Annotated in this window: 23 protein-coding genes; 14 read left to right on the top strand and 9 right to left on the bottom strand. The window is 35.9% G+C overall.

All coding sequences use genetic code 11. From position 1 onward, the window contains the following. The first annotated feature begins 2 nt into the window (after positions 1 to 2). The 4 genes from DIT68_RS15440 to DIT68_RS15425 all read left to right on the top strand — a co-directional run bounded on the left by DIT68_RS15440 (position 3) and on the right by DIT68_RS15425 (position 6,232). Entirely contained in the window at positions 3 to 4,202 is a 4,200-nt protein-coding gene (locus tag DIT68_RS15440) for a T9SS type A sorting domain-containing protein (RefSeq protein WP_109360727.1), read from the top strand. 33 nt (positions 4,203 to 4,235) lie between these two features. Continuing rightward, positions 4,236 to 5,294 carry a PorV/PorQ family protein gene (locus tag DIT68_RS15435; protein ID WP_109360726.1) on the top strand — a complete coding sequence of 353 codons (1,059 nt, stop codon included), beginning with the start codon at positions 4,236 to 4,238 and terminating at the stop codon, positions 5,292 to 5,294. Positions 5,295 to 5,369: 75 nt separating this feature from the next. After that, positions 5,370 to 5,843 carry a transcription elongation factor GreA gene (greA, locus tag DIT68_RS15430; protein WP_109360725.1) on the top strand — a complete coding sequence of 158 codons (474 nt, stop codon included), beginning with the start codon at positions 5,370 to 5,372 and terminating at the stop codon, positions 5,841 to 5,843. Further along, positions 5,843 to 6,232 carry an HIT family protein gene (locus DIT68_RS15425; protein ID WP_109360724.1) on the top strand — a complete coding sequence of 130 codons (390 nt, stop codon included), beginning with the start codon at positions 5,843 to 5,845 and terminating at the stop codon, positions 6,230 to 6,232. Before greA ends, DIT68_RS15425 begins: the two co-directional genes overlap by 1 nt. An 84-nt stretch (positions 6,233 to 6,316) precedes the next feature. Here the strand turns inward: DIT68_RS15425 and ruvC are convergent, their stop codons facing one another. After that, complete coding sequence (ruvC, locus tag DIT68_RS15420; RefSeq protein ID WP_109360723.1) at positions 6,317 to 6,892, bottom strand: crossover junction endodeoxyribonuclease RuvC; 576 nt, start codon at positions 6,890 to 6,892, stop codon at positions 6,317 to 6,319. A gap of 14 nt (positions 6,893 to 6,906) precedes the next feature. Here ruvC and DIT68_RS15415 point away from each other — a divergent pair, with 14 nt between their 5' ends. Both DIT68_RS15415 and DIT68_RS15410 read left to right on the top strand, forming a co-directional pair. Next, positions 6,907 to 7,848, top strand: coding sequence for a lysylphosphatidylglycerol synthase domain-containing protein (locus DIT68_RS15415; RefSeq protein ID WP_109360722.1), 942 nt, complete (start codon positions 6,907 to 6,909; stop codon positions 7,846 to 7,848). Beyond that, the gene (locus DIT68_RS15410; protein WP_109360721.1) at positions 7,835 to 8,923 is read left to right on the top strand and encodes a glycosyltransferase; all 1,089 of its coding nucleotides are present in this window, start codon (positions 7,835 to 7,837) and stop codon (positions 8,921 to 8,923) included. The genes DIT68_RS15415 and DIT68_RS15410 overlap by 14 nt, the downstream gene beginning before the upstream one ends. Before the next feature lie 68 nt (positions 8,924 to 8,991). Here DIT68_RS15410 and DIT68_RS15405 read toward each other — a convergent pair whose 3' ends face one another. The 8 genes from DIT68_RS15405 to DIT68_RS15370 form a co-directional block, all read right to left on the bottom strand. Beyond that, complete coding sequence (locus tag DIT68_RS15405; RefSeq protein ID WP_146194249.1) at positions 8,992 to 10,197, bottom strand: hypothetical protein; 1,206 nt, start codon at positions 10,195 to 10,197, stop codon at positions 8,992 to 8,994. A 6-nt stretch (positions 10,198 to 10,203) separates the two neighbouring features. After that, the gene (locus DIT68_RS15400) at positions 10,204 to 10,986 is read right to left on the bottom strand and encodes an ABC transporter permease (RefSeq protein ID WP_109360719.1); all 783 of its coding nucleotides are present in this window, start codon (positions 10,984 to 10,986) and stop codon (positions 10,204 to 10,206) included. Next, the gene (locus tag DIT68_RS15395; protein ID WP_109360718.1) at positions 10,979 to 11,686 is read right to left on the bottom strand and encodes an ABC transporter ATP-binding protein; all 708 of its coding nucleotides are present in this window, start codon (positions 11,684 to 11,686) and stop codon (positions 10,979 to 10,981) included. Before DIT68_RS15395 ends, DIT68_RS15400 begins: the two co-directional genes overlap by 8 nt. Beyond that, complete coding sequence (locus DIT68_RS15390; RefSeq protein ID WP_109360717.1) at positions 11,683 to 12,927, bottom strand: nitrous oxide reductase family maturation protein NosD; 1,245 nt, start codon at positions 12,925 to 12,927, stop codon at positions 11,683 to 11,685. Before DIT68_RS15390 ends, DIT68_RS15395 begins: the two co-directional genes overlap by 4 nt. After that, positions 12,928 to 13,362, bottom strand: a complete 435-nt coding sequence (locus DIT68_RS15385) for a nitrous oxide reductase accessory protein NosL (RefSeq protein WP_109360716.1) — start codon at positions 13,360 to 13,362, stop codon at positions 12,928 to 12,930. 22 nt (positions 13,363 to 13,384) lie between these two features. After that, on the bottom strand, positions 13,385 to 13,999 hold the full coding sequence (locus DIT68_RS15380) for a hypothetical protein (protein ID WP_109360715.1): 615 nt from the start codon (positions 13,997 to 13,999) through the stop codon (positions 13,385 to 13,387). 113 nt (positions 14,000 to 14,112) lie between these two features. Next, positions 14,113 to 16,077, bottom strand: a complete 1,965-nt coding sequence (nosZ, locus tag DIT68_RS15375; protein ID WP_109360714.1) for a Sec-dependent nitrous-oxide reductase — start codon at positions 16,075 to 16,077, stop codon at positions 14,113 to 14,115. Positions 16,078 to 16,113: 36 nt separating this feature from the next. Then, entirely contained in the window at positions 16,114 to 16,644 is a 531-nt protein-coding gene (locus tag DIT68_RS15370) for a c-type cytochrome (RefSeq protein ID WP_109360747.1), read from the bottom strand. 701 nt (positions 16,645 to 17,345) lie between these two features. Here DIT68_RS15370 and DIT68_RS15365 point away from each other — a divergent pair. From DIT68_RS15365 to DIT68_RS15325, 8 genes are all read left to right on the top strand, one after another. Then, positions 17,346 to 17,783 carry an RrF2 family transcriptional regulator gene (locus tag DIT68_RS15365; protein ID WP_109360713.1) on the top strand — a complete coding sequence of 146 codons (438 nt, stop codon included), beginning with the start codon at positions 17,346 to 17,348 and terminating at the stop codon, positions 17,781 to 17,783. Between the two features lie 98 nt (positions 17,784 to 17,881). Then, positions 17,882 to 18,154 (top strand): hypothetical protein, encoded by a 273-nt coding sequence (locus tag DIT68_RS15360; protein WP_109360712.1) that lies wholly within the window; start codon positions 17,882 to 17,884, stop codon positions 18,152 to 18,154. Positions 18,155 to 18,226: 72 nt separating this feature from the next. Continuing rightward, positions 18,227 to 18,586, top strand: a complete 360-nt coding sequence (locus DIT68_RS15355) for a hypothetical protein (RefSeq protein ID WP_199223437.1) — start codon at positions 18,227 to 18,229, stop codon at positions 18,584 to 18,586. 5 nt (positions 18,587 to 18,591) lie between these two features. Beyond that, positions 18,592 to 19,494: a tryptophan 2,3-dioxygenase family protein gene (locus DIT68_RS15350; protein WP_109360710.1), complete on the top strand. Its 903-nt coding sequence runs from the start codon at positions 18,592 to 18,594 to the stop codon at positions 19,492 to 19,494. A 235-nt stretch (positions 19,495 to 19,729) separates the two neighbouring features. Further along, positions 19,730 to 20,329 carry an Abi family protein gene (locus tag DIT68_RS15340; protein WP_233244215.1) on the top strand — a complete coding sequence of 200 codons (600 nt, stop codon included), beginning with the start codon at positions 19,730 to 19,732 and terminating at the stop codon, positions 20,327 to 20,329. A 116-nt stretch (positions 20,330 to 20,445) separates the two neighbouring features. Then, on the top strand, positions 20,446 to 21,666 hold the full coding sequence (gene lhgO / locus DIT68_RS15335) for an L-2-hydroxyglutarate oxidase (protein ID WP_109360707.1): 1,221 nt from the start codon (positions 20,446 to 20,448) through the stop codon (positions 21,664 to 21,666). A gap of 84 nt (positions 21,667 to 21,750) precedes the next feature. Continuing rightward, on the top strand, positions 21,751 to 22,200 hold the full coding sequence (locus DIT68_RS15330; RefSeq protein WP_109360706.1) for a DsrE family protein: 450 nt from the start codon (positions 21,751 to 21,753) through the stop codon (positions 22,198 to 22,200). Between the two features lie 261 nt (positions 22,201 to 22,461). Beyond that, entirely contained in the window at positions 22,462 to 23,202 is a 741-nt protein-coding gene (locus DIT68_RS15325) for a DUF4294 domain-containing protein (RefSeq protein ID WP_109360705.1), read from the top strand. The last annotated feature ends 365 nt before the right edge of the window (positions 23,203 to 23,567 follow it).

The raw sequence follows: 23,567 nt of genomic DNA, 5'->3' as shown, positions 1-23,567 counted from the left end.
TTATGAGATTATTATTAATAGTATTGATCGGGTTTGGTTTCACTTTTGGAACAAGCGCCGCAATTAATCCAACTGCTGGTTCTGGTACTTCGAAGCCCTTGGGCGGAAACCAGGATTACAATAAGGCAAATTGTCCGCCTTCAGATGGTAAACTTTTTATGGACTTTAATGATGTTTATGCATTAGTAGAGGTTGGAGGATCTCTTTGGCAAAACCGTCAAACTGGAGCTGCTTCATACGAGGTGCCTTTAGGTGGTGATAACCATGTTTTGTTCTCTGGTTCTATTTGGATGGGAGGAGTCGATGTTAACGGTCAGTTGAAATTAGCAGCGGTTTTATTCCGTTCTGAAGGAAATGACTTTTGGGGTGGACCTCTATCAGTTATTCCATCTTCAGGAGATTATGATCCATCTCAACCAGTAGGAGATAATGCAGTAAGACCTTATGGTTTGGCTACAATTGATCCTGAAACATGTAAAGAATACGATAAGTTTTTCCCTATCGAGAAAGCAGAGGTAATTAACTTTACACTTACTTTTGAGTGTGACCAAGATCCTAACTGTAATGACGAGTTTCCATTGTCTAATACTTCTATACAACGTATTAACAATTGGCCTGCTCACGGTGATGATATAAACAAAAAGCAAGACTACTATTTAGCACCATTTTATGATTACCCTTCTCAAGGAGGTGCTGGTGATGGTACATATGATCCTACTCAGGGTGATGTTCCTTGGTTTGACGATATTCTTGGTAGAGATGACGTGAAATGTGGATTCGATAGACGAGTTACTTTGTTCGGTGATAAAACGAACTGGTGGGTTTTTAACGATAGAGGTAATATCCACACAGAAACTGGAGGTGACCCAATCGGGATGGAAATTCGTGCACAAGCTTTCTCTTTCGCAACAAATGACGAAGTGAATAGAATGACTTTTTACAACTACGAAATGATTAACCGTAGTTCTACAACACTAGAAGATACTTATTTTACTCAATATGCAGATTCAGATGTTGGATTTGCTGAAGATGATTACGTAGGTTGTGATGTTTCTAGAGGTTTAGGATACGCTTATAATGGTGACAATTTTGATGAAGGTCAAGGAGGAGCTCCAGGTTATGGTGAAAATCCTCCAGCTGTAGGTATTGATTTCTTTGAAGGTCCTTACCAAGATGCGGACGGAGTAGATAATGTTGGTCCTCGTATGGAAGAACAACCAGATGGTTCTTTCTTGTACGTTGTTCCTTCAGTTAATGAAGCAATTGCCGGTAAAGGTATTGTGTATGAAGGAATAGGTATTGGTTATTCTGATGGAATCGTGGACAATGAGCGTTTCGGAATGCGTAGATTTAATTACTTCAATAGAGGTGATTTAGGAACTCCTTCTACGGATGACCCTACTAGCCCAAGTAACTTTTATACTTACATGACAGGTTTCTGGAAAGATAACTCAGAATTCGTTTATGGTGGTACTGGTTACCAGGGTACGCAAGGGGCTACATCTGTTCCTGCAGCTTATTGTTATCCTGATGATACAGATCCTTTGCACTTCGGTACAGATGGACAGGACATGGGATGGAATTGGTCAGAAATTAACGTGGATGGTAACAATAATTCAAACCCAATGGGAGATAGACGTTTCTTGCAGTCAGCAGGTCCGTTTACTTTAACTCCTGGTGCTGTAAATAACTTAACAGTAGGTGTTGTTTATGGTCGTGCATTTGAAGGAAATGGTTTTGCTTCTGTAGAGGTGTTACGTAAAAATGATACTAAAGCACAGGCTTTATTTGATAACTGTTTCGAAATATTAGATCCACCGACTGCTCCAATTTTGGACATCGTTGAATTAGAAAACGAATTGGTATTGATGTTAGACAATCCTTTTGGAAATAACGTTGACGAATCTTATGCTGAGGAAGATAATATCAATATTGTAGATCCAGTGGATGGAACTCAAATTGATAAGGTTTACCGATTTGAAGGTTACCAAATTTTCCAAATGGTAGATGGTGAAGCAGGTGTTTCTGATATCGGTTTAACAGACAAAGCAAGATTAGTGGCTCAGTCTGATATAAAAAATGATGTTTCGCGTTTGATTAACTTTGAATTTAATGAGCAGCTAGGTTTCGCTCAACCAAATATTATGGTTGATGGTGAGAATTCTGGTATTCGTCATTCTTATCAAATTACTGAGGACAGGTTTACTGGTGAAGCTTTAGTTAACCACAAAACTTACTACTATATCGCTATTGCTTATGCACATAACGAGTATAAGCCTTACGATCCTGCAGATGCTAGTTTAATCGATGGACAAAAAATTCCATACATTAGTTCTCGTTTATCTGCTGATGGTTCTGCAATTAAGGCAGTTCCAGCAATTCCACACTCTCCAAAACCAAGATTTGACGGTACTGTTGTAAGTTTACCTTACGGTTCTTCTCCAGAAATCACAACGTTGGATGGTCAAGGAAATGGAAACAGAGTAATTGATTTAACTCAGGCTACGGAAGACTTTATCGTTAAGAACGGTTCAGTGGATACTCCAACTTACCAAAGAGGTAGAGGTCCAATTGACGTAAAAGTAATTGATCCTTTGAATTTGGTTGATGGGTACTTTACGCTTGCTTTTGATAACTATACAAGTATCGATACTGCAAGTTGGACGATTAATAGATATTCATCTAAAGGTGGTTCTTTGATTGAGTCCGTTACTTCTGACAGAACAATTCAATCTAAAAACGAACAGCTTATTCCTGAATGGGGGCTTTCAGTTTCGATATTCCAAGACTTGTACCCATGTGCAAAAGGAACACCAAACTGTAACTTTAGAGAGAGAATCGCTATGCCGATTGAGACTACATTAGAATTTGCGGATAGTTCAAAAAGATGGTTGTCCGGTATTTCTGATATTGACGGATATGATCCTAGAAACTGGATCTCATCTGGAGATTATGCAGCACCTACAACAGACTGTAATCCTGCAGCTGGTTTAAACAACCCATGTTGTTATGCAGATTTCTTAGGTATTGATCCAAATAAAGTTTTTGCAAGAATTCTTGATGGAACTGTAACTTTAGGTCAAGTGGCTAGAAGAAACGATTGCGGATTCATGACTATAGGTGTTCCGAATTCTGGTGGTATTACAACTGCAGCATTTAGTTCTATTGAGAAGATTAAAATGCCTTCTGTATATCAAACGAGTGTTGATGTTGTGTTAACAAGCGATAAATCAAAGTGGACACGTTGTCCAGTAATTGAGCTAGGTACGGATGCTAATTTGAACATCAATGGTGGTAAGGCTGGTTTATTACGTCAAAGCCCATCAATTGATAAAAATGGTAATCAACTTGGTGATGCTGGATATAATGCTGCGGAAGCAGATCCTGATGGAACAACTCCTGTAGGTATGGGATGGTTCCCTGGGTATGCTATCGACATTGAAACTGGTCGTAGATTGAATATGGCTTATGGTGAGAACTCATTCTTAGTAGGTGAAAATGGTGCAGACATGGTTTGGAATCCAACTAAGAACCTTACAAACTCTACTGGAAGTCCATTGTTTGGTGGTCAGCATGTTGTTTATGTATTTGGAAACGAGGATCAAGCTATCCCATCGTATGACAAAGGGAACTTTATTTATGAAAAACTTGAAGAAGAGACTGTATCTGCATATAGAGAAGTGTACGGAGGGTTGTCATGGGTAATGAATCCATTATTAGCTACAAACAGCGAATTGCTTTCTACTGACGCTAGATTGAGAATAAGAATCAATAAGCAGTATGCAGACTACGTACAGTCTGGAGCTTTCGGTGGTAAACCAACTTATGAGTGGTCAATGGATGAGTTTAGAACAATTAAGAATGATGAAGCTACTTTAGCGAGTGTTTTAGATATGATTAACGTTGTTCCAAACCCTTATTATGCATACTCTGAGTATGAAAGAGGAAGATTAGATACACGTGTTAAGATTACGAATTTGCCAGAGCGTTGTAAAGTTAGAATCTACAACACTTCAGGTAAATTGATTAGAGCTTATGATAAAGATTCTCCGATTACGTCAATAGATTGGGATCTTAAAAACAGCGATAATATTTCAGTTGCAGGTGGAGTTTATTTAATTCATGTTGATGTGGAAGGTGTCGGAGAAAGAGTAGTTAAGTTCTTCGGTGGTTTACGTCAAACGGATTTAGAGAATTTATAAGCAACGGACACTTAACTTTAGTAAACTATGAATATGTTAAAAAAGATAATAAATGGATCAATGATTGTGGGAGCTCTAGCTATGAGCTTCCCAACATTGGCCGGAAACGAAGATAGAATTGGTTCTGCTGGTGCTAGTGAGATGTTAGTAAACCCTTGGGCCCGTTCAACTGCCTTTGGTACTGCAGGTATTGCATCTACCGATGGTTTAGAAGCTCAATTTTCGAACATCGCTGGTTTGGCTTTTACCGATAAAACTCAAATTAAATTTAATTATACCAATTGGTTAGGTGACGCAGGTATTTCTTTGAATTCTGCTGGTATTGCTCAACGTGTTGGATCGCAAACTGTAGTCGCACTTTCTATTCAAGCTTTTGGTTATGGTGATATCGATATTACAACGGTAGATTTGCCAGAAGGTGGGATTGGACAGTTTAGTCCACGAAAGAATATCATTAATATTGGTTTTGCCAGAGAATTTTCTAATTCCATCTATGCTGGATTAAATGTGAAAGTGATGAATGAAAACATCGCTAACTTGAAGGCTTCTGGAGTTGCTTTTGACGCGGGAATCCGATATGTGACTGGGGAACAAGACCAAATTAAATTTGGTATTACATTAAAGAATGTTGGTACACCGATGAAGTTCGAAGGTGATGGTTTATCTAAGGAGATTTTCTATCAAGATGCGGGTGGTGTGGCTACAATGGTACAGCGTTCGGCGTCGTTTGAAATGCCTTCTTTATTAGCAATGGGTTTCTCCTATGATTTCATCTTTGATGAAACTAGCAAGTTAACTGCTGCTGCGGCATTTCATGCAAATTCATTCACGAATGACCAATTCAATATCGGTTTAGATTACGGTATGTCTTTCAAAAAAGCTGCATTTAATGTTAGAGCAGGTTTTGTTGGAGAAAAAGCTATTTTTGATCGTGAGGAATCTACTAGTAGTCTAACTGGCTTAACTGCTGGGGTATCTGTAGACGCCTTGTTAGGTGACAAAGGTATTCCTTTAGGATTTGAGTATGCAATGCGTACATCAAACCCATTTGGAATTATTAATACTTTTGGTTTGACGTTAAGTTTGAAATAATATAAACTTTACTTATATTTGTTGAAACGAGAGAGTCTTATGGCTCTCTTGTTTTTTGTTTACTAATATTTTATTATGACAAAAATTAATTATTATACTGAAGAAGGACTTAAGAAGTTGAAAGATCAGTTACAAGATATGGAACGCGTTCAGCGTCCAATTATATCTGCGCAAATAGGTGAAGCTATCGATAAGGGTGACCTATCTGAGAATGCAGAGTATGATGCCGCAAAAGAGGCTCAGGGTATTTTAGAAATGAAGATAGCCAAGCTGCAAGCGGTGATAATGAATGCCCGTATAATCGATGAAACAAATATCGATACAACGCGTGCTCTGATTTTATCTAACGTTAGAATTAAAAATCTTTCTAATAATGCGGAAGTTACCTACACTCTGGTGGCTGAAAATGAATCTGACTTAAAGGAAAAGAAGATTTCCGTAGATTCGCCGATTGGGAAAGGCTTATTGGGCAAGTCGGTTGGTGATATTGCAGATATTGAAACTCCTAGAGGGATTCTTCAATTTGAAATCTTAGAAATCACAAGATAATGAGTTCCATTTTTACAAAAATAATCAGTGGTGAGATTCCAAGCTATAAGGTAGCAGAAGACGAAAAGTTCTTGGCTTTTTTGGATATACAACCAATTTCAAAAGGTCATGTACTGGTTATTCCTAAACAAGAAATAGATTATATATTTAGTATTAATGATGATCTATTGGGCGAGTTGATGGCTTTTGCCAAATCTGTGGCGAATAAGATGGATAGTGTTTTTGATTGCAAGAGAATTGGTATGACTGTGATTGGGCTTGAAGTTCCACATGCACACATCCATTTAATTCCGATCAACGGAATTGCGGATATGGATTTTGGGCAAGCTAAATTAAGTTTTCCACCTGATGAAATGGAGGCAATCGCCAATATGATCCGAGAAGCATAACGTTTGTTTTTTTAGAACTAGTTGTCTAGATTATAAAAAGAATGGCTTTAACTGAAGCCAGAATGTCAAAGGTTTTGGATTCAGTTATTTTTTCTTAGCCTCAGGACTTTTATTACGTTCTGGATTTTGATTTATGAAAGCTTCCCAATTGGAAGCTTTTGTTTTGTTATGTTCACCTATACCCTTTGAGTAATAATGACAAATAGCAGCAGCCAATCCATCTGTTGCGTCCAGTTGTTTCGGAATTTCCCTAAGGCCTAGTAGACTTTGTATCATAATGGCCACCTGCTCTTTACTTGCTGATCCTTTTCCTGTAATGGCTTGCTTTATTCTCCTGGGTGCATATTCTTCAAACGGAACATTAAGGTTTAAGGATGCTGCTATACAAACTCCTTGTGCTCTTCCTAATTTTAGCATGGACTGAACGTTCTTCCCAAAAAAAGGAGCCTCAATCGCCATTTCATCAGGCTTATATTCTTTAATTAAAGCATCAACGCGTTCAAAAATTCTTTTTAGTTTATCTGGGTGTGTGGCTAATTTCGAAAGGTGAATCACACCATAGGTGACAAGTGACATTTTCTTGTTCTTGATGTGAATAATTCCATATCCCATTATCGTAGTTCCGGGATCAATTCCAAGAATTATTTTATCTTCAACCATTATAATTTTTAAGTGTGATTAAAAACATAAAGGTACAAAAGACTTTGGTCTGGTCATTAAAACTCTTGCTGTTTATCGGTGTATTGTTGTTTTTTGCATTTCAAATAAAAAGTGTTGAATTTAGTCAGTTTTATGCGCTTAACTTTGTTCATCCAATTAGCTTGGTGTTTGTGTTTGTTTTGCTTCCCGTAAATTGGGGCTTAGAGCTGCTCAAATGGAGAAGGATTTTACAAGTAAATGACATAAGGTTTAATCTTAAAAAATTGCTTATTTCTTTGTTTTCGGGAATAGCTACTGGTCTGATTACACCCAATAGAATCGGTAATTTCATCGGACGGATGGTCTTTTTTAAAGGCAAAGTACGTGGCCAAATAATTTTAGGGACACTTTTCAGTAATTACGCTCAGTTTGTTGTCACCATATTTTTCGGTTTATTGAGTTTTCTTTTTTTTGACAAATTATTTTTCGATAGATTAGGTTCATCTCCTCTTGGCTTCATGATTATCTTTTCCTCAACCGTGATTTCGTTTTATTTCCTTTTGCCCTATTTGCCATTTCAAAAAGTTAAATTCCTACGTAGAAGATTGAATGTTATAAGGCAATTTCAACTTAAGGCTAGGCAATTAAACTTCTCTTTGTTGATCTTGAGTGCAATTAGGTATTTGATCTTTTCCACGCAGTTTGCCCTTGTACTAATGGCCTTTGGTGTTACACCGTCTCTTCTTTTGTACGGTGGGATCTTTATGGTTTATTTACTGAGTACACTTACACCGAGTTTATTGTTTGGCAAAATAATTATTCGAGAAACCGTGGCTTTGTTTGTTTTAAGCTTCATAATAGAGAATGAAGCGGTAATATTAGTCTCCTCCTTGGTGCTTTGGTTTATTAATATTGGAATACCTTCGTTGTTTGGTTTGTTTTTTATTTTAAGAAGAAAATTGTATGGGAATTCTTGAAATTTATTCTATTTTTTTATTGTTTAGTTTGCTTTTATTCACGGGAGCTAAAATATTTTCTATTAGTACGAGGAGCAGGGTTACATCTACTTTAGAATTAAATCAGATTACCGTAATTATTCCTTTTCGAAATGAAGCAAGGTGTCTACCTTTTTTATTGCAGTCTATAGAGAATCAAGAAAATTTGCCTTTTGAAGTGTTGTTCATAGACGATCATTCCACAGATTTTTCTTCTTCGGTAATAAATTCATTTATTCATGATAATAATTTTGGTAGCTTGTTAAAGCTTCCCGACGGAAAAATGGGTAAGAAGGAGGCGTTAAACTTGGGTGTTACGTCTGCCCAAACCAGCTATGTTCTTACTTTAGATGCCGACGTGGTTTTAGACAAACACTATTTTAATTCTTTACTTAGCAAGCCTCAATCAGTGCTTTTAGCTTTACCAGTCGTAATGAAGGGAAAAGGATTTTTTGATCGTTTCTTTGCAACGGAGTATAGCTTTTTTAATGCCTTTAATTTCTTAATTGCAAGGATTTGGCCAATATCCATAAGTGGTGCTAATTTATTAATTAATAAAACTGCAATAAATTACGAAAATCAATTGCTTGGGCACAAACACATTGCTTCAGGCGATGATTATTTTCTTTTAAAATATTTTAGAAGGTCTAAGCAATCTATTTACTTTGGTAATAATATTGAAAGTTCTGTCGTAACGCAGGCTCCCAGCTCGTTTAAGTCATATTTTGATCAAAGGGTTCGTTGGTTAAGCAAAAGCAAGTATAAGGCAGAATGTCGGGATACAATCATTGGAGTCTTCATGTTTGTTTACTTTATAGGGGGAGTTTTTACTTTGATTGTGGCTGGAATAACAGGTGATTGGGTATTGTTATTGTCCATTTTTATGATGAGACTGTTGCTGGATGCTATTGTGTATTTAAATTATGCCCAACGATTGAGGGAAACTAGAAATGTATTAATGTTACCTTTTTTTCAAATCTTCTATCCTTTTTTGTTGATTGTTGTTGGTGCGTTATCTGTGTTTTATAGACCAAAATGGAAGGGGAGGAAGGTTTAGTGAAGCTTGTGTAGAGTGCGAGGGAACGGGCTTTCGATATTTTTGCTAAATATGGAATCAATTGTTTCCTATTCGTTTTTCTTGAATTGTATCATTAGAATAGAGCTTATTCCTATTGTAAGTAAAAGGCTTGCTATAAAAAGAAACCAGTCGTACTTTGGCAAATAGGGAAACCCTAAAACTCGTTCTGCGGGTTTATAGAAAATAATTAATTCTGTAAACACGAAGCCTAAAATATAGAATTTGATGCTCGCAGGTTTTAAACGAATTAGCTCTGCTTGCTGCAGTAAAGCCAATAGTCCCATGCTTACCGCTCCCAAGAAAACCCAATGTAGAAAACCGATAGTAAGGTAAGTGTTATTGCTAATTATATGTGCCGTGTATGGGAATGATCCCAACAACTGCATGAACATTTTGATGAGTATTAATAAAAGTGACCAGCGCATTAACTGCCAGGCAATTTTTTTAAATATTAGGCCGATAGCTTGATAGTTTGACTTGATAAATTGGTAGAATAGAAGAATAGAAACCAATTGAATTAAAGAACCAATCACGGATAAATAGTAGACTGAGATATGTGGTTTCGCAAATAAAACGGAAATAAAGAAGGTGAGAATAAGACTGATGTTAAAAGTAAAAATGAATTTTTTGAACAGCAGTGGGGCTATATTTATCTCATGGTTTTCCAGTATTTTGAGGAATATTCCTATTACGCCCAAAATCATCCAAGCATTGTATTGAAAGTGGAGGTAGAAGTAAATGGAAGCCCTATACCAAAAAGATTCAGGGCCTAAAGTGGCCATAACCCCTCCGATTGTCCAAGGGCCTATACTAGAGATGAGTAAGAAAATAACTGCAACTTTTATTGTTTTATAGCTGGGAGAAGTTTTTTCACTTTTTGGAACGAATTTGAAAAACATCCAAGCATAGAAATAACTAGCGAATAAGAATAGGGTGGAGAATATAATTGAAAATAAGGCATAACCGGTAAAAGGAAAGCTTACTAACATTCCCAATACAGTGATTATCGTAAAATTGAAAATTCTGTTGTAGACTTTTTTAGGGACATGTTCTTTTAAAAAGAAGTGCCCCATTAAAGTGATGAGTGCAAAATAAACCCATCCCAACAGGGCAACATGTGAATGTGCATGAACAACATATCTGTATTCAAATTCAAGAGAAGAAACTGCAAAATAGCGAAGTAATAGTCCTAAGGAAGCGGCTGCTAAAAAGAACATTAGAGCTATGAGTGCATGTTTCTTAAATTGTATCATAAATCATTAGAAGTCTTTCTTTTGCGCCTTGCTTTTTATATTCCATACAGGTAAGATTACCCATAGCGTTAACATTCCTAGTGCGGAAATCAACCCCAAACTTGTACCGAAAAATTGATTAAAGATTGCTCCGGTGTAACCCAACAATGCTGAAATATCTAGTTTTAGAAGAATAAGTATTCTTGACAAATCTATTGGATTAAAAACTGTAGCAATTAAGGTGAACTTGTCCAAAGGATATTCTTCAAATAAGATCAATGACAATAGAAAAAGACCATCATAGATAACGGCTAGGAAAAGCCAAAGTAATATGGCGTAACTAAATCCTTTGATTTTGTTTTCGTTGTAGAGTGCGATATTAAAGGCAAGTGCCGTAAAAATTAATGTGAGCATTGCACCTGTGACTAGCAATAGGGAAAAGTCCCAAATTGCAGCAGACTCAAATAATCCGTAGAGTATAAATGGAAGCCCTAAACCTATAACTAAACTCATCACCAACGATAATGCTACGCCGAGGTATTGTCCAATAAAAATAGATGAACGTTTTATGGGCTGGGCGAGGAGGAGTTCTGTAAACTCTTTGGAGCTGTAGTAATACATGACGCCGAAAATTGTACCAATTAAGGGAACCAGAATAATAATCACGTTCATTAGCGTAATCACAGCTTTACTTAAGTCATTATTTAAGAAAAGCAGAACAAACCCTAAAAGCAAGTAGAATGCAAGGTATACATAACTCCATCTACTTCTAATGAGATCGAAAAAACTATATTTGAGTATTTTAAGCATTGTTTTCAGTTAAAATGTGAGCAATTGCATGTTCTAAGTCTATTTCTCCGGTTTTTTCTCTTAATTCTTGGATAGAGCCTTTGAAATAGATTTTTCCTTCCAATAAAAAAACGATTTCATCCGATATTTCCTCTACGAAACTCATGATGTGGGAAGTGACCAAAATTGTTTTTCCTTTAGCTTTTTCTTTTGCGATAAGGCGTTTGAGATTCAACATCGCTACAGGATCTAACCCTGATGTGGGCTCATCAAGAATAATAATAGGGCTGTCGAACATAAATGCCAGAACTAAATTCACCTTCTGCTTTGTTCCCCCAGAAAGGTTATTTAATTTCTTGTCTAGGTAACCCTGCAGTCCAAAAAGTTCAATTAATTCATCTTCATTGGCTTTCGTTCCCCTCAAATCCTTAATCATTTTGATTAATTCTTTTACGCCCAAATTTCCTGGGAAGTTGGCGATTTGAGGTAAGTAATCGAGATTTTTACGGTACAGTCCATTGGGATGTGTTTCTTTGCCATTGATGAAAACCTTTCCTTTTTCTGGAACTACCATTCCTAAGATAGATTTTATCATGGTGGTTTTACCCGAGCCATTAGGACCAAGAATAGCAAAAATCCCTTTTTCTGGAATTTCTAAATCAACACCAGTTAAGATTTTATTCTTCCCGTATTTTTTATGTAAATTTTCTATTTTAATCATTTTACTTGCTTCATTAATGGTCTTTCATCCATCAAGTTGTCTGGAGTAAAGGCCGGAGATACACTTTCCGAGAAATCAATGATGTCTACGAATAAGCTTCGCATTAAGATAATGGTGTTGGGCGTGCGGTTTACCACATAGCTAAAAAGTTTCACAGGACGGTAGGGAATATCGCCCAATCCATCTTTATCTAAATCATATCCTGTGTAGCCACTCCAAAAATTTTCATTGAAAGAGTTGTTATTCATTTTGCTGTTGTAACTCACATCAAAGGAGTTATAAAGGAAATTGTTCTGAATAAAAACATTATTGTAACAAGCTCCATTTACTTTGATAGCCCATCCATTACTTCTGAAATCATTGTTTTTGTAATTGATTCTGTTAGAACCTTCAACGTTAATTCCTATGGTGTTTTCTTGGAATGTATTCCCAATGATTTCGGCATCATTTATTTCTTTTAATAATAATCCATAGGAAGCAGATCCCCAATTGTATTGAAAATGATTATCAATCATTGTTATTTTTTTTGAGAACATTACGGCAACTCCGGCTCCATTGTTTTCGAAGGTATTGTTTCGATATTCATCCCTGTTAGAGAACATGAAGTGTAGGCCATAGCGAATATTTTCTCTACTGATATTATTAGAGATTATGCAGTCGTCGGAAAACTCTAAATAAATACCATCTCTTGATTTGTAGAGTTCGTTTTTGTCGATTAAAATATGGTGAGAATGCCACAAATGAATGGCGTTTCCTGAATTATGCTGTTGAACGGCATCTCCATACACCTTTATATTAGTTATGGTTCCGTGTTTTGCTTTTGCAAGCATAACTCCGAAGAATATTTTTCTAAGTTCTAAATTTTGGATTAAGAAATGAGCGGCTTTATCTACCCTAATGGCAGAGTAATCCGTTGTATGACTAGATCCTACATGAATGATTTGAAAACCATCTATGGTTACACTATCTGCAAAAATCTGAATTATATCTCCTTGATTTTCGCCATCAATAGTTGCTTTTTCTGTGGTAATTAAGGTTAAGGGTTTATCGATAATAAGCATGTGTTCTTTATATACACCCGCTTTTATTATTACCTTTTGATGTGGTTTAGCTTGTTTTATTCCTTCTTTAATTGTTTTAATAGGACAAGTTTTACACACTTCTATTTGTGTAAATCCATTAGAGAAACTAAAGGAAATTAGTACAATAAATAGAAAACGAAATAGAGCTGCTTTTGTCATTTATTTGTTGCTTTGCTGCTGGACTAATTCTTTCCAGTTGTAGAGTTTTCCATCAAGTTCTTGGTGTATTTTTTCAGCGGCTTCTTTACTTGCGAATGCCGTAATGAACTCCCCCATTGGACTAGGTAGGTTTTCACTAATGAGGAAAGTAGCGTTTTCAGCGTCTATTAATTCCTTCGGAGTATGGTAATGATTGGTAAGGAACAACTGAGGCTGTTCCTTACTCATTTCATTTTTAAAGTTAATCATGCATTCTATTGCATCAAATTTGTAAACCTTTCCTTTGTCAGTAACGATTTCAGCACCGTGAATCTGATCAACAATACTCATTTTACAAAAGTCGCATGCGTCTGTACCGTAATTAATGGGTTTTGCTTCTATGCTGCAAGCAACAAACACAAGGGATAATAGAACAAATAGAATTAACTTTTTCATAGTATTATTTATTTAATTGTAATTACGATTTTGAGGCGTTAAATTTTTTCCCTACAAAGAAGGAAATAAAAGTGAGTGCCATTCCAATTCCCAAAAGGACGCCTCCTAATGAAGGGAAAGAGTCAGCCGTGAAATTCAAAATGTCTTTGGAACCTAATAATGGAGGCTTATAACTCAATGGATTTCCTGCATCGTCAGTCATTTTAAGAATTGCATTAGGATCAAGGTTAGTTCCGTAATCGGTCATCCAGGCATTGAAATCAATCATTCCCAAGATTCCCAAGACAGTCATCAGAACAAACCAACCCATGAACCATTTGTATGCGGAGTTTTTAAAGAATCCGAAAAAGCCAATGATAACTCCCAAAGCAGCCATTCCGCCAACGACTATTGGGAAAACTGTAAACTCCCACATTTCATCTTTTGTAGGAAGTGTCTTCATTCCGATATAGTGATTTAAACCATCAATATTATTGATATCGTGTTTTGTGTACCCAACGATTCCATCAATATGGATGTGCATCCCAAGACCAGTAGGGTATTGAGGAGCTTGTAATTCGACATGCCACAATGGGAAGAGGAACAACCCAAAAAGTAATGCGGAGCCTATTATCATTATTGTACTTGCTAATTTCATAACTCTTGTTTTTTTTGAAAAAGGATGAGCTTAAATAGTGCTCATCCTTTTTTTTATCTAATTGTAAACTAAAATTTACCTGTTTAATACACTAGGTGGTTATTTCAACTTTATTAGTCTTCACCTAATGACCATGATAATTCAATGTCAGAATCTGCTGGAGAAACTCGGATGTAACCTTGCATCTCTTGGTGAAGCGCTGAACAGAAGTCTGTACAGTAGAATGGCCAAACACCAACTTTCTCAGGGTACCAAACACTTGTTCTAGTTTGTCCTGGCATGATTAATAACTCAGATGTTTTCTGACCAATCATTGCAAATCCATGAGGAACATCAAAGTCTTGTTCTAAGTTAGTTACGTGGAAGTAAACCTTATCACCCACTTTAATTCCTTCAATGTTATCCGGAGAGAAGTGACTACGGATAGTTGACATATAAATGTGAACTTCGTTTCCATTTCTTTCAACTCTTGTTTCATTTTCAGACTTCACAGCGTGTTTATGCGTGTTTTCATCCAATTCATAGATTTGTCTTGAGTTATCCTTAATTACATCTGCTTTAATTGCTGCTGCGTAGTGCGGCTCACCGTGAGTTGGGAAGTCTAAAATTAATTCCATTTTCTCACCTGAAATGTCATACAATTGCGCTGAGTGCTCTAACTCTGGACCAACTGGTAAGTAACGGTCTTTTGTAATTTTGTTCATTGCAAACATATATTCTCCACTTGGTTGTCTTGAGTTACCTCCAGGGATAGTTAAGTGACCTACAGAATAGTAAGTTGGCTTTCTGTCAACTACCTCCCAAGTACCTAGTTTCCATTTTACAACCTCAGAAGAGATGAAGAAAGTAGTATACGCATTTCCTTTGTCGTCAAACTCTGTGTGAAGTGGTCCTAATCCTGCTTTTTCAACTGATCCAGCGTGAATATCGTCGAAGTTTAAGATTGGAATACCGTAAGCTTCACCATCAAATTTCTTGTTTTTAATTGCTTCCTCCATTTTAGTAAATGAGTGAACAGTTAAGTCTGTAGATAATTTACCGTTACCAACGATGTACTCACCATCTGGTGAAACGTCACATCCGTGTGGTGACTTTGGAGTAGGCAAGAAGTATACAGCGCCAGGAACCTCAGTTGGGTTAATTGTACGTACTTCTTTTTTCATTGTAGAAGTTGCAGTATGTGTGTGGTGATCATACACGTTATGTGCATATTCTGATGGCATCATTGTACCACCACCATTTTTTACATACTCTTCAATAACTTTCCAGTTTACAGCTGCGATAAAATCTTTATCGTTTTGAGAAGCGTTAACCTCAAGTAAAGAATTTGCTTCCTCAGTGTTATAAGTTGTAAAGAAGAACCATCCATGAGATTTTCCACGTCCAGGGTGAGATAAATCATAGTTGAATCCTGGCATTAACAATTGGAAGTCAATGTCCATTCCTCCTGTTTCTTGATCAACACCAATGAAAGTTAAGGCTCCTTTAAATTCACCTTTGTAATCTTTGATGCTCATGTCTCTTTGAGGAACTGGAACAGAGAAACGTGTACCTGCTACAACATATTCTGTGTTTTCAGTTACGAAAGAAGAACTGTGATTTCCTGCACTGTTAGGAACCTCAATGATTTCCGCAGTTTCGAAAGTTTCTAAATCAATTCTTGCAATACGTGGAGTATTGTTTTCGTTGATGAAAACCCATCTACCATCCAAAACACCTTCAGTTTGAGAAATGTCTGGGTGGTGTGAATCTCCCCAAGGAATGAATCCGAAAGAGGTATTCAACATCGGTGTAGTTTCCTCTGAATAACCATATCCATTTGTTGGGAACTGGCTAAATACAGGGATCTCTTTGAACATACGTCCAGAAGGTAAACCATATACTAAAAGGTTACCACTATATCCACCTGAAATAAATGCGTAATAATCATCATGCTCACCAGGGGCAACATAAACTTTCTCAGCATTATTCTTGTTTAAAGCGCCGTCAGCGCCACTTTTGTCTTTTCCGGCATTACCGCAACTCGTCATTAACGAGGCTGCTGCGACAAGACCGATTCCATATTTTAGAATTTTCATACGTCTATTTTTATTAGTTATTATTGGTTTTTGTTTTTATAAAGTTCTGATATACTCTAAGATAGCTCGAGCTTCATCTTCAGTGATACCTTGGTTCGACATAGGTGAACCGTTATACTCGATTAATAAGTCTTTAGCCAAAGGATCTTCTTGAACCATAACATCAGGGTTGATAATCATATTCATTACCCATTCTGGAGTTCTTCTTTCAAGAATGTCTTTTGGTGCAGGACCGATGTGTTTCTTGTCTGGCTTGTGACATGCTGTACAGTTAGCTTCATATACTTCCTGTCCTTTTGCTGCTAAAGCTTCGTCTATTGTTTCTGGAATTGTAACACTTTTCACAGGTCCAACTCCCTTGTTTTCTAAATCAACACGCTTTGATGCTGGTACTTCTTCTGCTGCCGCTTCTGTGTTAGAAGATGAAGCAGAATTATTTGGGTTATTTGGATTGTTCGGGTTAGTCAGTACCTTTTCTTCTTTAGGACTTTCTGCTTCTCCGCCTCCTCCACAACTGTATAATGATACAGCTAGGAAAAGCAATCCGATTTTAAAATAATTCTTCATAATTTGTTCTTTTGGTTTATTAATTGCTACAAAAATAGACGTATGAAATCTATTGATATGCAAAATAACAAAAAAGTATTGGATAAGTGACATTAATCATATAAAGACTTTAAAGTCTTTTGTTGAAACTGATTCTATACCATGTTTTAATTGTTTTGATTGTGGGGTTATGAGGAATAACAGGGCTTTAGATGAATTTGTCAATTTGAAAACAAAAGCTTGAATTCTCAAGTTTTATTTTGAAAAAAATAATTTACCAGCTGTTTTGTGCTGTTATTTCGATGGAATAGTTGGAGGCAGATAAAATTAAATATTTAAACTTTCGGCTCCATTTAAAATACTTCGGGTAGCCAATTTAAATCCCTTGAAAAATTAATTGTTTCACCGCGAATTTAATTGTAATCATCACGGTGATGTCCTAAAGTATTTGTCAGTATTATCATTTTGTTGTTAAAATAGAACCCTTTGAATTATAGTGGTTTATGATATGGAATGAATTAGTTTTAAACAGAAATTTCTATTTAGATAAAGTTGGAACCAATTTGACAATCATTCAGTCGCTATTAAAATCCTAGACATGAAAACTACCCACACAAAATCATATTGAGCCAACTTTTTATTGTATTTTTTTATGCACATCGCTAAAAAACACTTAGTTTTGTCCACTCTAATAATGTAATTACCAATTAATAATAACTGTAATGTTTTCTAAAGCATGTGAATATGGAATTAAGGCAACCTTATATATTGCCGAACAGTCACTGCATAGTGAGAAGAAAATTGGCGTAAAAGATATTTCAAAAGCTATTGATTCACCAGAAGCATTCACAGCTAAAATAATGCAGATTCTATCAAGAAATAAAATTGTAAATTCTGCAAAGGGACCATCAGGCGGTTTTTTTATTCCCAAAAAGAATTTAGAAAAGATAAAGTTGAGCGTAATTGTAAAGGCAATTGACGGTGACGATATTTATGTAGGCTGCGGACTTGGTTTAAGTCAATGTAATGAAGAAAAGCCTTGTCCTGTGCATGATCAGTTTAAACTTGTGCGTGATGAATTGGCGCATATGTTAACCACAACAACTTTGCTTGAATTAGCAAATGGCCTAGATTCGGGTTTGACCTTTCTCAAAAGATAAGCATAAATTTTTTTCATTCTTTCAAAATTTATTTAGATTTGCTTAATAGAGATAAAAAGGTCTTTTATTCCTTATTTGAAAATTTAAATTTTAGAGAGATGAGATGGTTAGTAGAGCAAGAAAGAAATTTCGAGAAAAACAGGTTTGGAGCAATGACAATTATGATTACTTTTCAAAGTTGTCTAGGGTCGGTTGCCGCTATGTTGGCAATTCAAGATAATAATTGGTTTTTAGTCGGTGTGGTAGCCGTGTTAACAATGTCTGCAAATTCTATGTTTATCGCGCAGGCCGATGCTAAACCTTGTATAATTACCTTTTATGTGAGCATAATTGCTAACGCATTTATTATCCTACTTTCATTAATTGTTTAAAGTAAATTTATGTTCGAAGTAGCGATAATTTCCATATACGTGTGGATAGGATTTGTTTGTGCCATAAGTTTTATGGAAGCTTGGTTGAAGTTTCGTGCACCTGGCGTAAATCTTGAAATTGGCTTAAGTATTGGACAGTTAATATTCACAGCTTTAAATAAAGTGGAGTGGGCTTTGGCTTTTATCGTTTCCGTTGCTCTTTTTGTGAGAATAGGACAAATCCCTTCCGTTTTAATACTTATTTTATTTTTCCCTCTAGTACTTTTAATTGGGCAAACTTTTTATTTATTGCCCGAGTTAAAGCAACAAGCAAAACACAAAATTGAAGGGAAATTATCTCAAAAATCATCGATTCATATTTATTACATTATTTTTGAGTTAATAAAAGTTATTACATTAGCAAGTGCAGGTTACATGCTTTTTAAACTATAAATACCATGAGTCAAGAAAATACAAACCAAGATTTAATCAATAAGCTCAATAAGAAATATGAAGATTTAGGTGAAAATCCGAATACTTATCTTGAGGGCTTATTGCAAGCAAAACCTATTTCTTATTGGGATTATATTGAAGTGGATACTCTTTTTTCCTTACAAAAACCAAGAACAGATTTTAAGGATGAAAAAATCTTTATCATGTATCATCAAGTTACAGAGTTGGTTCTTGGAATGATGATTCACGAGTTAGAACAATTAACAAACGAAGATTTATCAGATGAGATTTGGATTGATAAAATTAATCGCTTGAACCGCTATACATCAATGCTAATCACTTCATTTAGTGTCATGAGTCACGGAATGGATTATGATGACTATAATGTTTTCCGCAAGACATTAGCCCCAGCAAGCGGTTTTCAAAGTGTATCTTTCCGCAAGATTGAAATTTACTGTACAGAGCTGAATAATTTGCTCAACGAAAAAGGGAAAGCACGTATTAATGAAAATCCATCAACTGCCGATTACTTTGAGCATATTTATTGGAAAGATGCTGGTATGGATAGAAAAACTGGAAAGAAGACTTTAACCTTAAGAATGTTTGAGGAAAAGTACCAAGATAAGTTGATTGCATTAGCGGATGAATTGAAAGACAAAAATCTACATCAAAAATTCGCTGAAATGAAGAGTCCTTCTGCAGAATTAGTTGAAATTCTTAAAGAGTTTGATCAATTATACAATGTGAAATGGCCAATGGTTCACCTAGAAACCGCACAGCATTATTTGGACAAAAAAGGAGAAAACCAAGCAGCAACAGGGGGAAGTGAATGGAAGAAATATTTACATCCAAGATATCAGCAACGTAAGTTTTTCCCTGAGATTTGGGTGGATAATTATGAGGATTAGATATGAGCGATGAGTGATTGGTGATGAATTTTGGGTGACAAAGTATTACTTTAACAACCTATTGAACTAAGAACCTCGAATTGATAATTTGGTTAGCGAAGCTTCACCCCTTAGGTTGGATAGTTGTTGCGAACATTTGGCTAAAGAATTTTTATACAGAATAATGAGGGTTTCCGACTTAGAGCTAAAAATCAATAAATTATAACAATTAGTTTTTTAGGCTCCTAACTTACTTTTGAGACATACAATTAAACCATATGTACATAAAAAACTCATTATCATAGGGGTTGTTTTATTCTTTTTTCTTATATTTGTCATAACAGTACACACCACGCTACCCAATAGAACAGCGTCCCAGGGTGTGTCTTTTGCTTTATGGACTTTTCCTTCACCCAAATCACTTCACTCCAATATGTTTACAAAGAGAGCATTCACAATTAAGGAGCAAATTTCACAGCTTCAAGATAGAGGTTTGAATATTTCAAATTTTGAATTGGCCGAGAAATACCTGTCCAATATCAGTTATTACCGTCTTGGTGAATATTGGTATGTGATGCAAGAGGATAAGGCTAATCATATTTTTAAACCTAATAGTCAGTTTAAAGATGTGATATCTCTTTACAATTTTGATGCTGACTTACGAGTTTTGCTATTCAGCGTTATTGAAAAAATAGAAATAAGTTTACGTACTAAATTGATTTATCATTTATCTCATGAAATAGATCCCTGGTGGTTTCAAGATTTTAATTTGTTTCAAAATAATATGGCTTTGGTTAAAACGCTGTCTAATTTGCAAGAAATATTAGAAAGAACAAAAGATGTAACAAATGTTTAGAGCGTTAAAAGATAGCTTTTAGAATTATCTTGTTTATTGTCTGCCCAGCTAAAAATTAAACATTATCGTTTAACAAATACCTCTTACATTTGTTATTTTTGTAAAAAATCATTTACGTGGAAAATCAAGTATTCGACATCGCAATTATAGGAGGGGGAATCGTTGGTGCAGCAACATTTTACAAGCTTCAAAAACGCAATCCAGAGTTAAATATCATTTTAATTGAAAAGGAGAAGCGTTTTGCAGATCACCAAACAGGGAACAATTCAGGGGTAATTCACTCAGGATTGTATTACCAACCAGGTTCTCTTAAAGCTGAAAATTGTGTGAAAGGTCGTCATGAATTGGTGGCTTTCGCGCAAGAAAACAAAGTTCCTCACGATGTTTGTGGAAAAGTGGTTGTGGCTACCAAAAAGTCTGAACTTCCTTTTATGGACAAGATTTTTGAAAATGGTTTGGCCAATAACACCGAAGGAATTGAGAAAATTACTGGAGAACAAGTTAAAGAACATGAGCCTTTCGTTGAAGGAATTGCTGGAATTTGGGTTCCATGTACAGGAATTATCGATTACCGAGATGCCACAGAGAAAATGATTGCCAATGCGGAAGGAATGAACAGCAATTCTAAAACTGTATTGGGCGAAGAGGTGATTGGAGTGGAGAAACACGACGATTATTCAACAGTTGTTGGAGCGACTCAGAAATTTAAAGCAAAACATTTAATTTTCTGCGCAGGACTTCAAGCCGATCGTTTGGCAAGAAAAGATGGAGTGAAACTAAAAGAACAAGTCGTAGGATTTAGAGGAGATTATTATGAACTCACAGATCAAGCACAGCACAAAGTAAAAAACTTAATTTATCCAGTTCCCAATCCTGCATTTCCTTTCTTGGGTGTACATTTTACAAGAATGACCAACGGACATACAGAATGTGGCCCAAATGCGGTTTTTACATTCAAAAGAGAAGGATACGGCAAAACCGACTTCGATATGAAAGATACATTTGATGCTTTGGCGTATAGCGGAACGTGGAAATTGTTTTTCAAAAACATGAAATTTGGAGTGGATGAATACCGAAGAGCATTCTCTAAAAAATTATTCTTAAAAACACTTCAAGGTTTAATTCCTTCATTAGAAATGGATGATTTGCGACCAGGAGGTTCTGGAGTAAGGGCATTGCTTTTGGGTCAAGATGGAGACACAAGAGACGATTTCAGAATTGAGTATCATGGACATTCAATTCACGTGTTAAATGCACCTTCACCAGCTGCAACTGCTTCATTGGCAATAGGTGGACAAATAGCAGAAAAAGCAGAGAAGCATTTTGCATTGAAGTAGTCCAATTGATGTGTAACATTAGTCACGGCTAAGAGGTGTGAATTTATCTATCTTCATCGGTTAACAAAATAAAATACCGTAGAGATGAAGAAAACAATTCAATTTTTAAGTTTAGCTGCAGTGATGATATTTTCCACTGCAACTTTTGCCCAAGATGCGCCAAAATTAATAGATAAATCAGTAGTTGAGACACTGAACAAGACTCCTAATTACGGTTTTGGAGCTTCAGAGGAACGACCTTTACGTTTTTCTTTCATGATGTACAATCAGATGAAAGAAAGCGGTGTTGAAATCAAGAATTATGAGGTAGTCGTTTGGGGGAAAGTACTCATGGATATTAAGGAAAACAAGGAGCTTTTCGATTATATTTCAGGATTCATGAATGAAAACCTTACTGTTTCTGTTTGTGCTGTAGCCATGAATAAATTGGGTATAAAAATAGAAGATTTACCAAAGGGCATTCAAGTTGTAGACAATGCTTTTGTTCGCATTTATGAATTACAAGCATTAGGCTATAACTTTTTGATTCCTTAGAAGTTTTTGGGGGCCTTAATCAGTCTCCAATTCCAAGTTGCTTTCTCATTGGCTTTGTCTACACGTAAACACAAGAGCTTCCAAGGTCGCTTTGTCTTTACGGTAGACAATTAGCCAATGCGTTCAGCAAGCTTTCCATTTCCACCTGGGCCTATTGTTCTCCCTCCGATTTGACATTTTACCCTGATCTAAATCCTTCTTAAATCTCCTGCATTTTTTAATGGCAAAATATTTGCTTATACTTCATCGTTATTAAAACCAATGAAGAACATGTTCAATAATAGTATTTCAAAAGGATTCTCAGCGCTGCTGCTTCTATTTATGTTTTTGGGCAATGCTCAAAGTCAAGTAGAGTATGCCGATAGTGCCTATGCAGACTCCGTAATTAGACGTTTACAAGTGTACGAAAGCTTCGATGTTCCCAGCGATTTTAAGAGCCAATACAGAAATGCTTTAAGAAGAGTAAGACGCGTTTATCCGCTAGCATTAGAAGCCGCAAGGGTTATTGATTCTTTAGATAATGAATTAGCGGGAATCAATAAAAACCGCAAGCAAAACAAAATGATGCGAAAAGCACACCGCTCTTTAAAAGACGACTTTAAGTTTTTGCTTCGCGATTTATATGTTTCGGAAGGAATTGTGCTCACCAAATTAATTTATCGAGAAACCGGAATGACGGTTACCGAAATCATTGCAAAATACAAAAGTGGAATACAAGCTTCTATCTATACTGGGTTAGCAGGTTTTTTTGAACAGGATTTAGATGCAATGTATTATCCAAACACCGAAGATTTTGTTATTGAGTGCGTGGTGAACGATATTAAAAGCGGAAAAGTGGATTTTGATCCCACATTCGATATTTTAAGTAAAGAAGAATTTAAAAAAGAAAAAAAGGAGTACAAGCAAAGAAAAAAGCAGAATAAAGAAAAGATGAGGTTAATGGAAGAAATGGTGAAACAAAAACAGCTTGAGAAGGAAAAATTGACCAATAAGGATAATTGATGATTTTTGCTTCATAGAGGATTTAGAATTCTGTTTGTTCCTTACGAGCAAAGTACTACCACGAGAAAAAATCTCGCGTTAGCACTTTGTGAAAGGGTTAGAAGTCAAAAAAGTTACCGCAAGATTCCATCTTGTGATAACTTTTTCTCCTCTCACTTGACTCCCAGCGCCTACAATTGTCATCCTGACGAGGGTTGAAAATCTTAATTTTCAACTCTGGAAGGATCATCTGGCTTAGTTAACCCGAAAAATTCATAGAAAGATAGGATAAAAGGGTGCAAAGTGTTATTTTTAAAGTGCTTAAACATAAAAAACATACACTTTTAGCACACCCAATTATGAGTATCAAAAATACAGTATTTTAT

Source organism: Brumimicrobium oceani, assembly GCF_003143775.1.
GTDB lineage: Bacteria > Bacteroidota > Bacteroidia > Flavobacteriales_D > Crocinitomicaceae > Brumimicrobium > Brumimicrobium oceani.
Note: the sequence above shows the minus strand (reverse complement) of the source record. Positions and strands in the feature narration are given on the sequence as shown.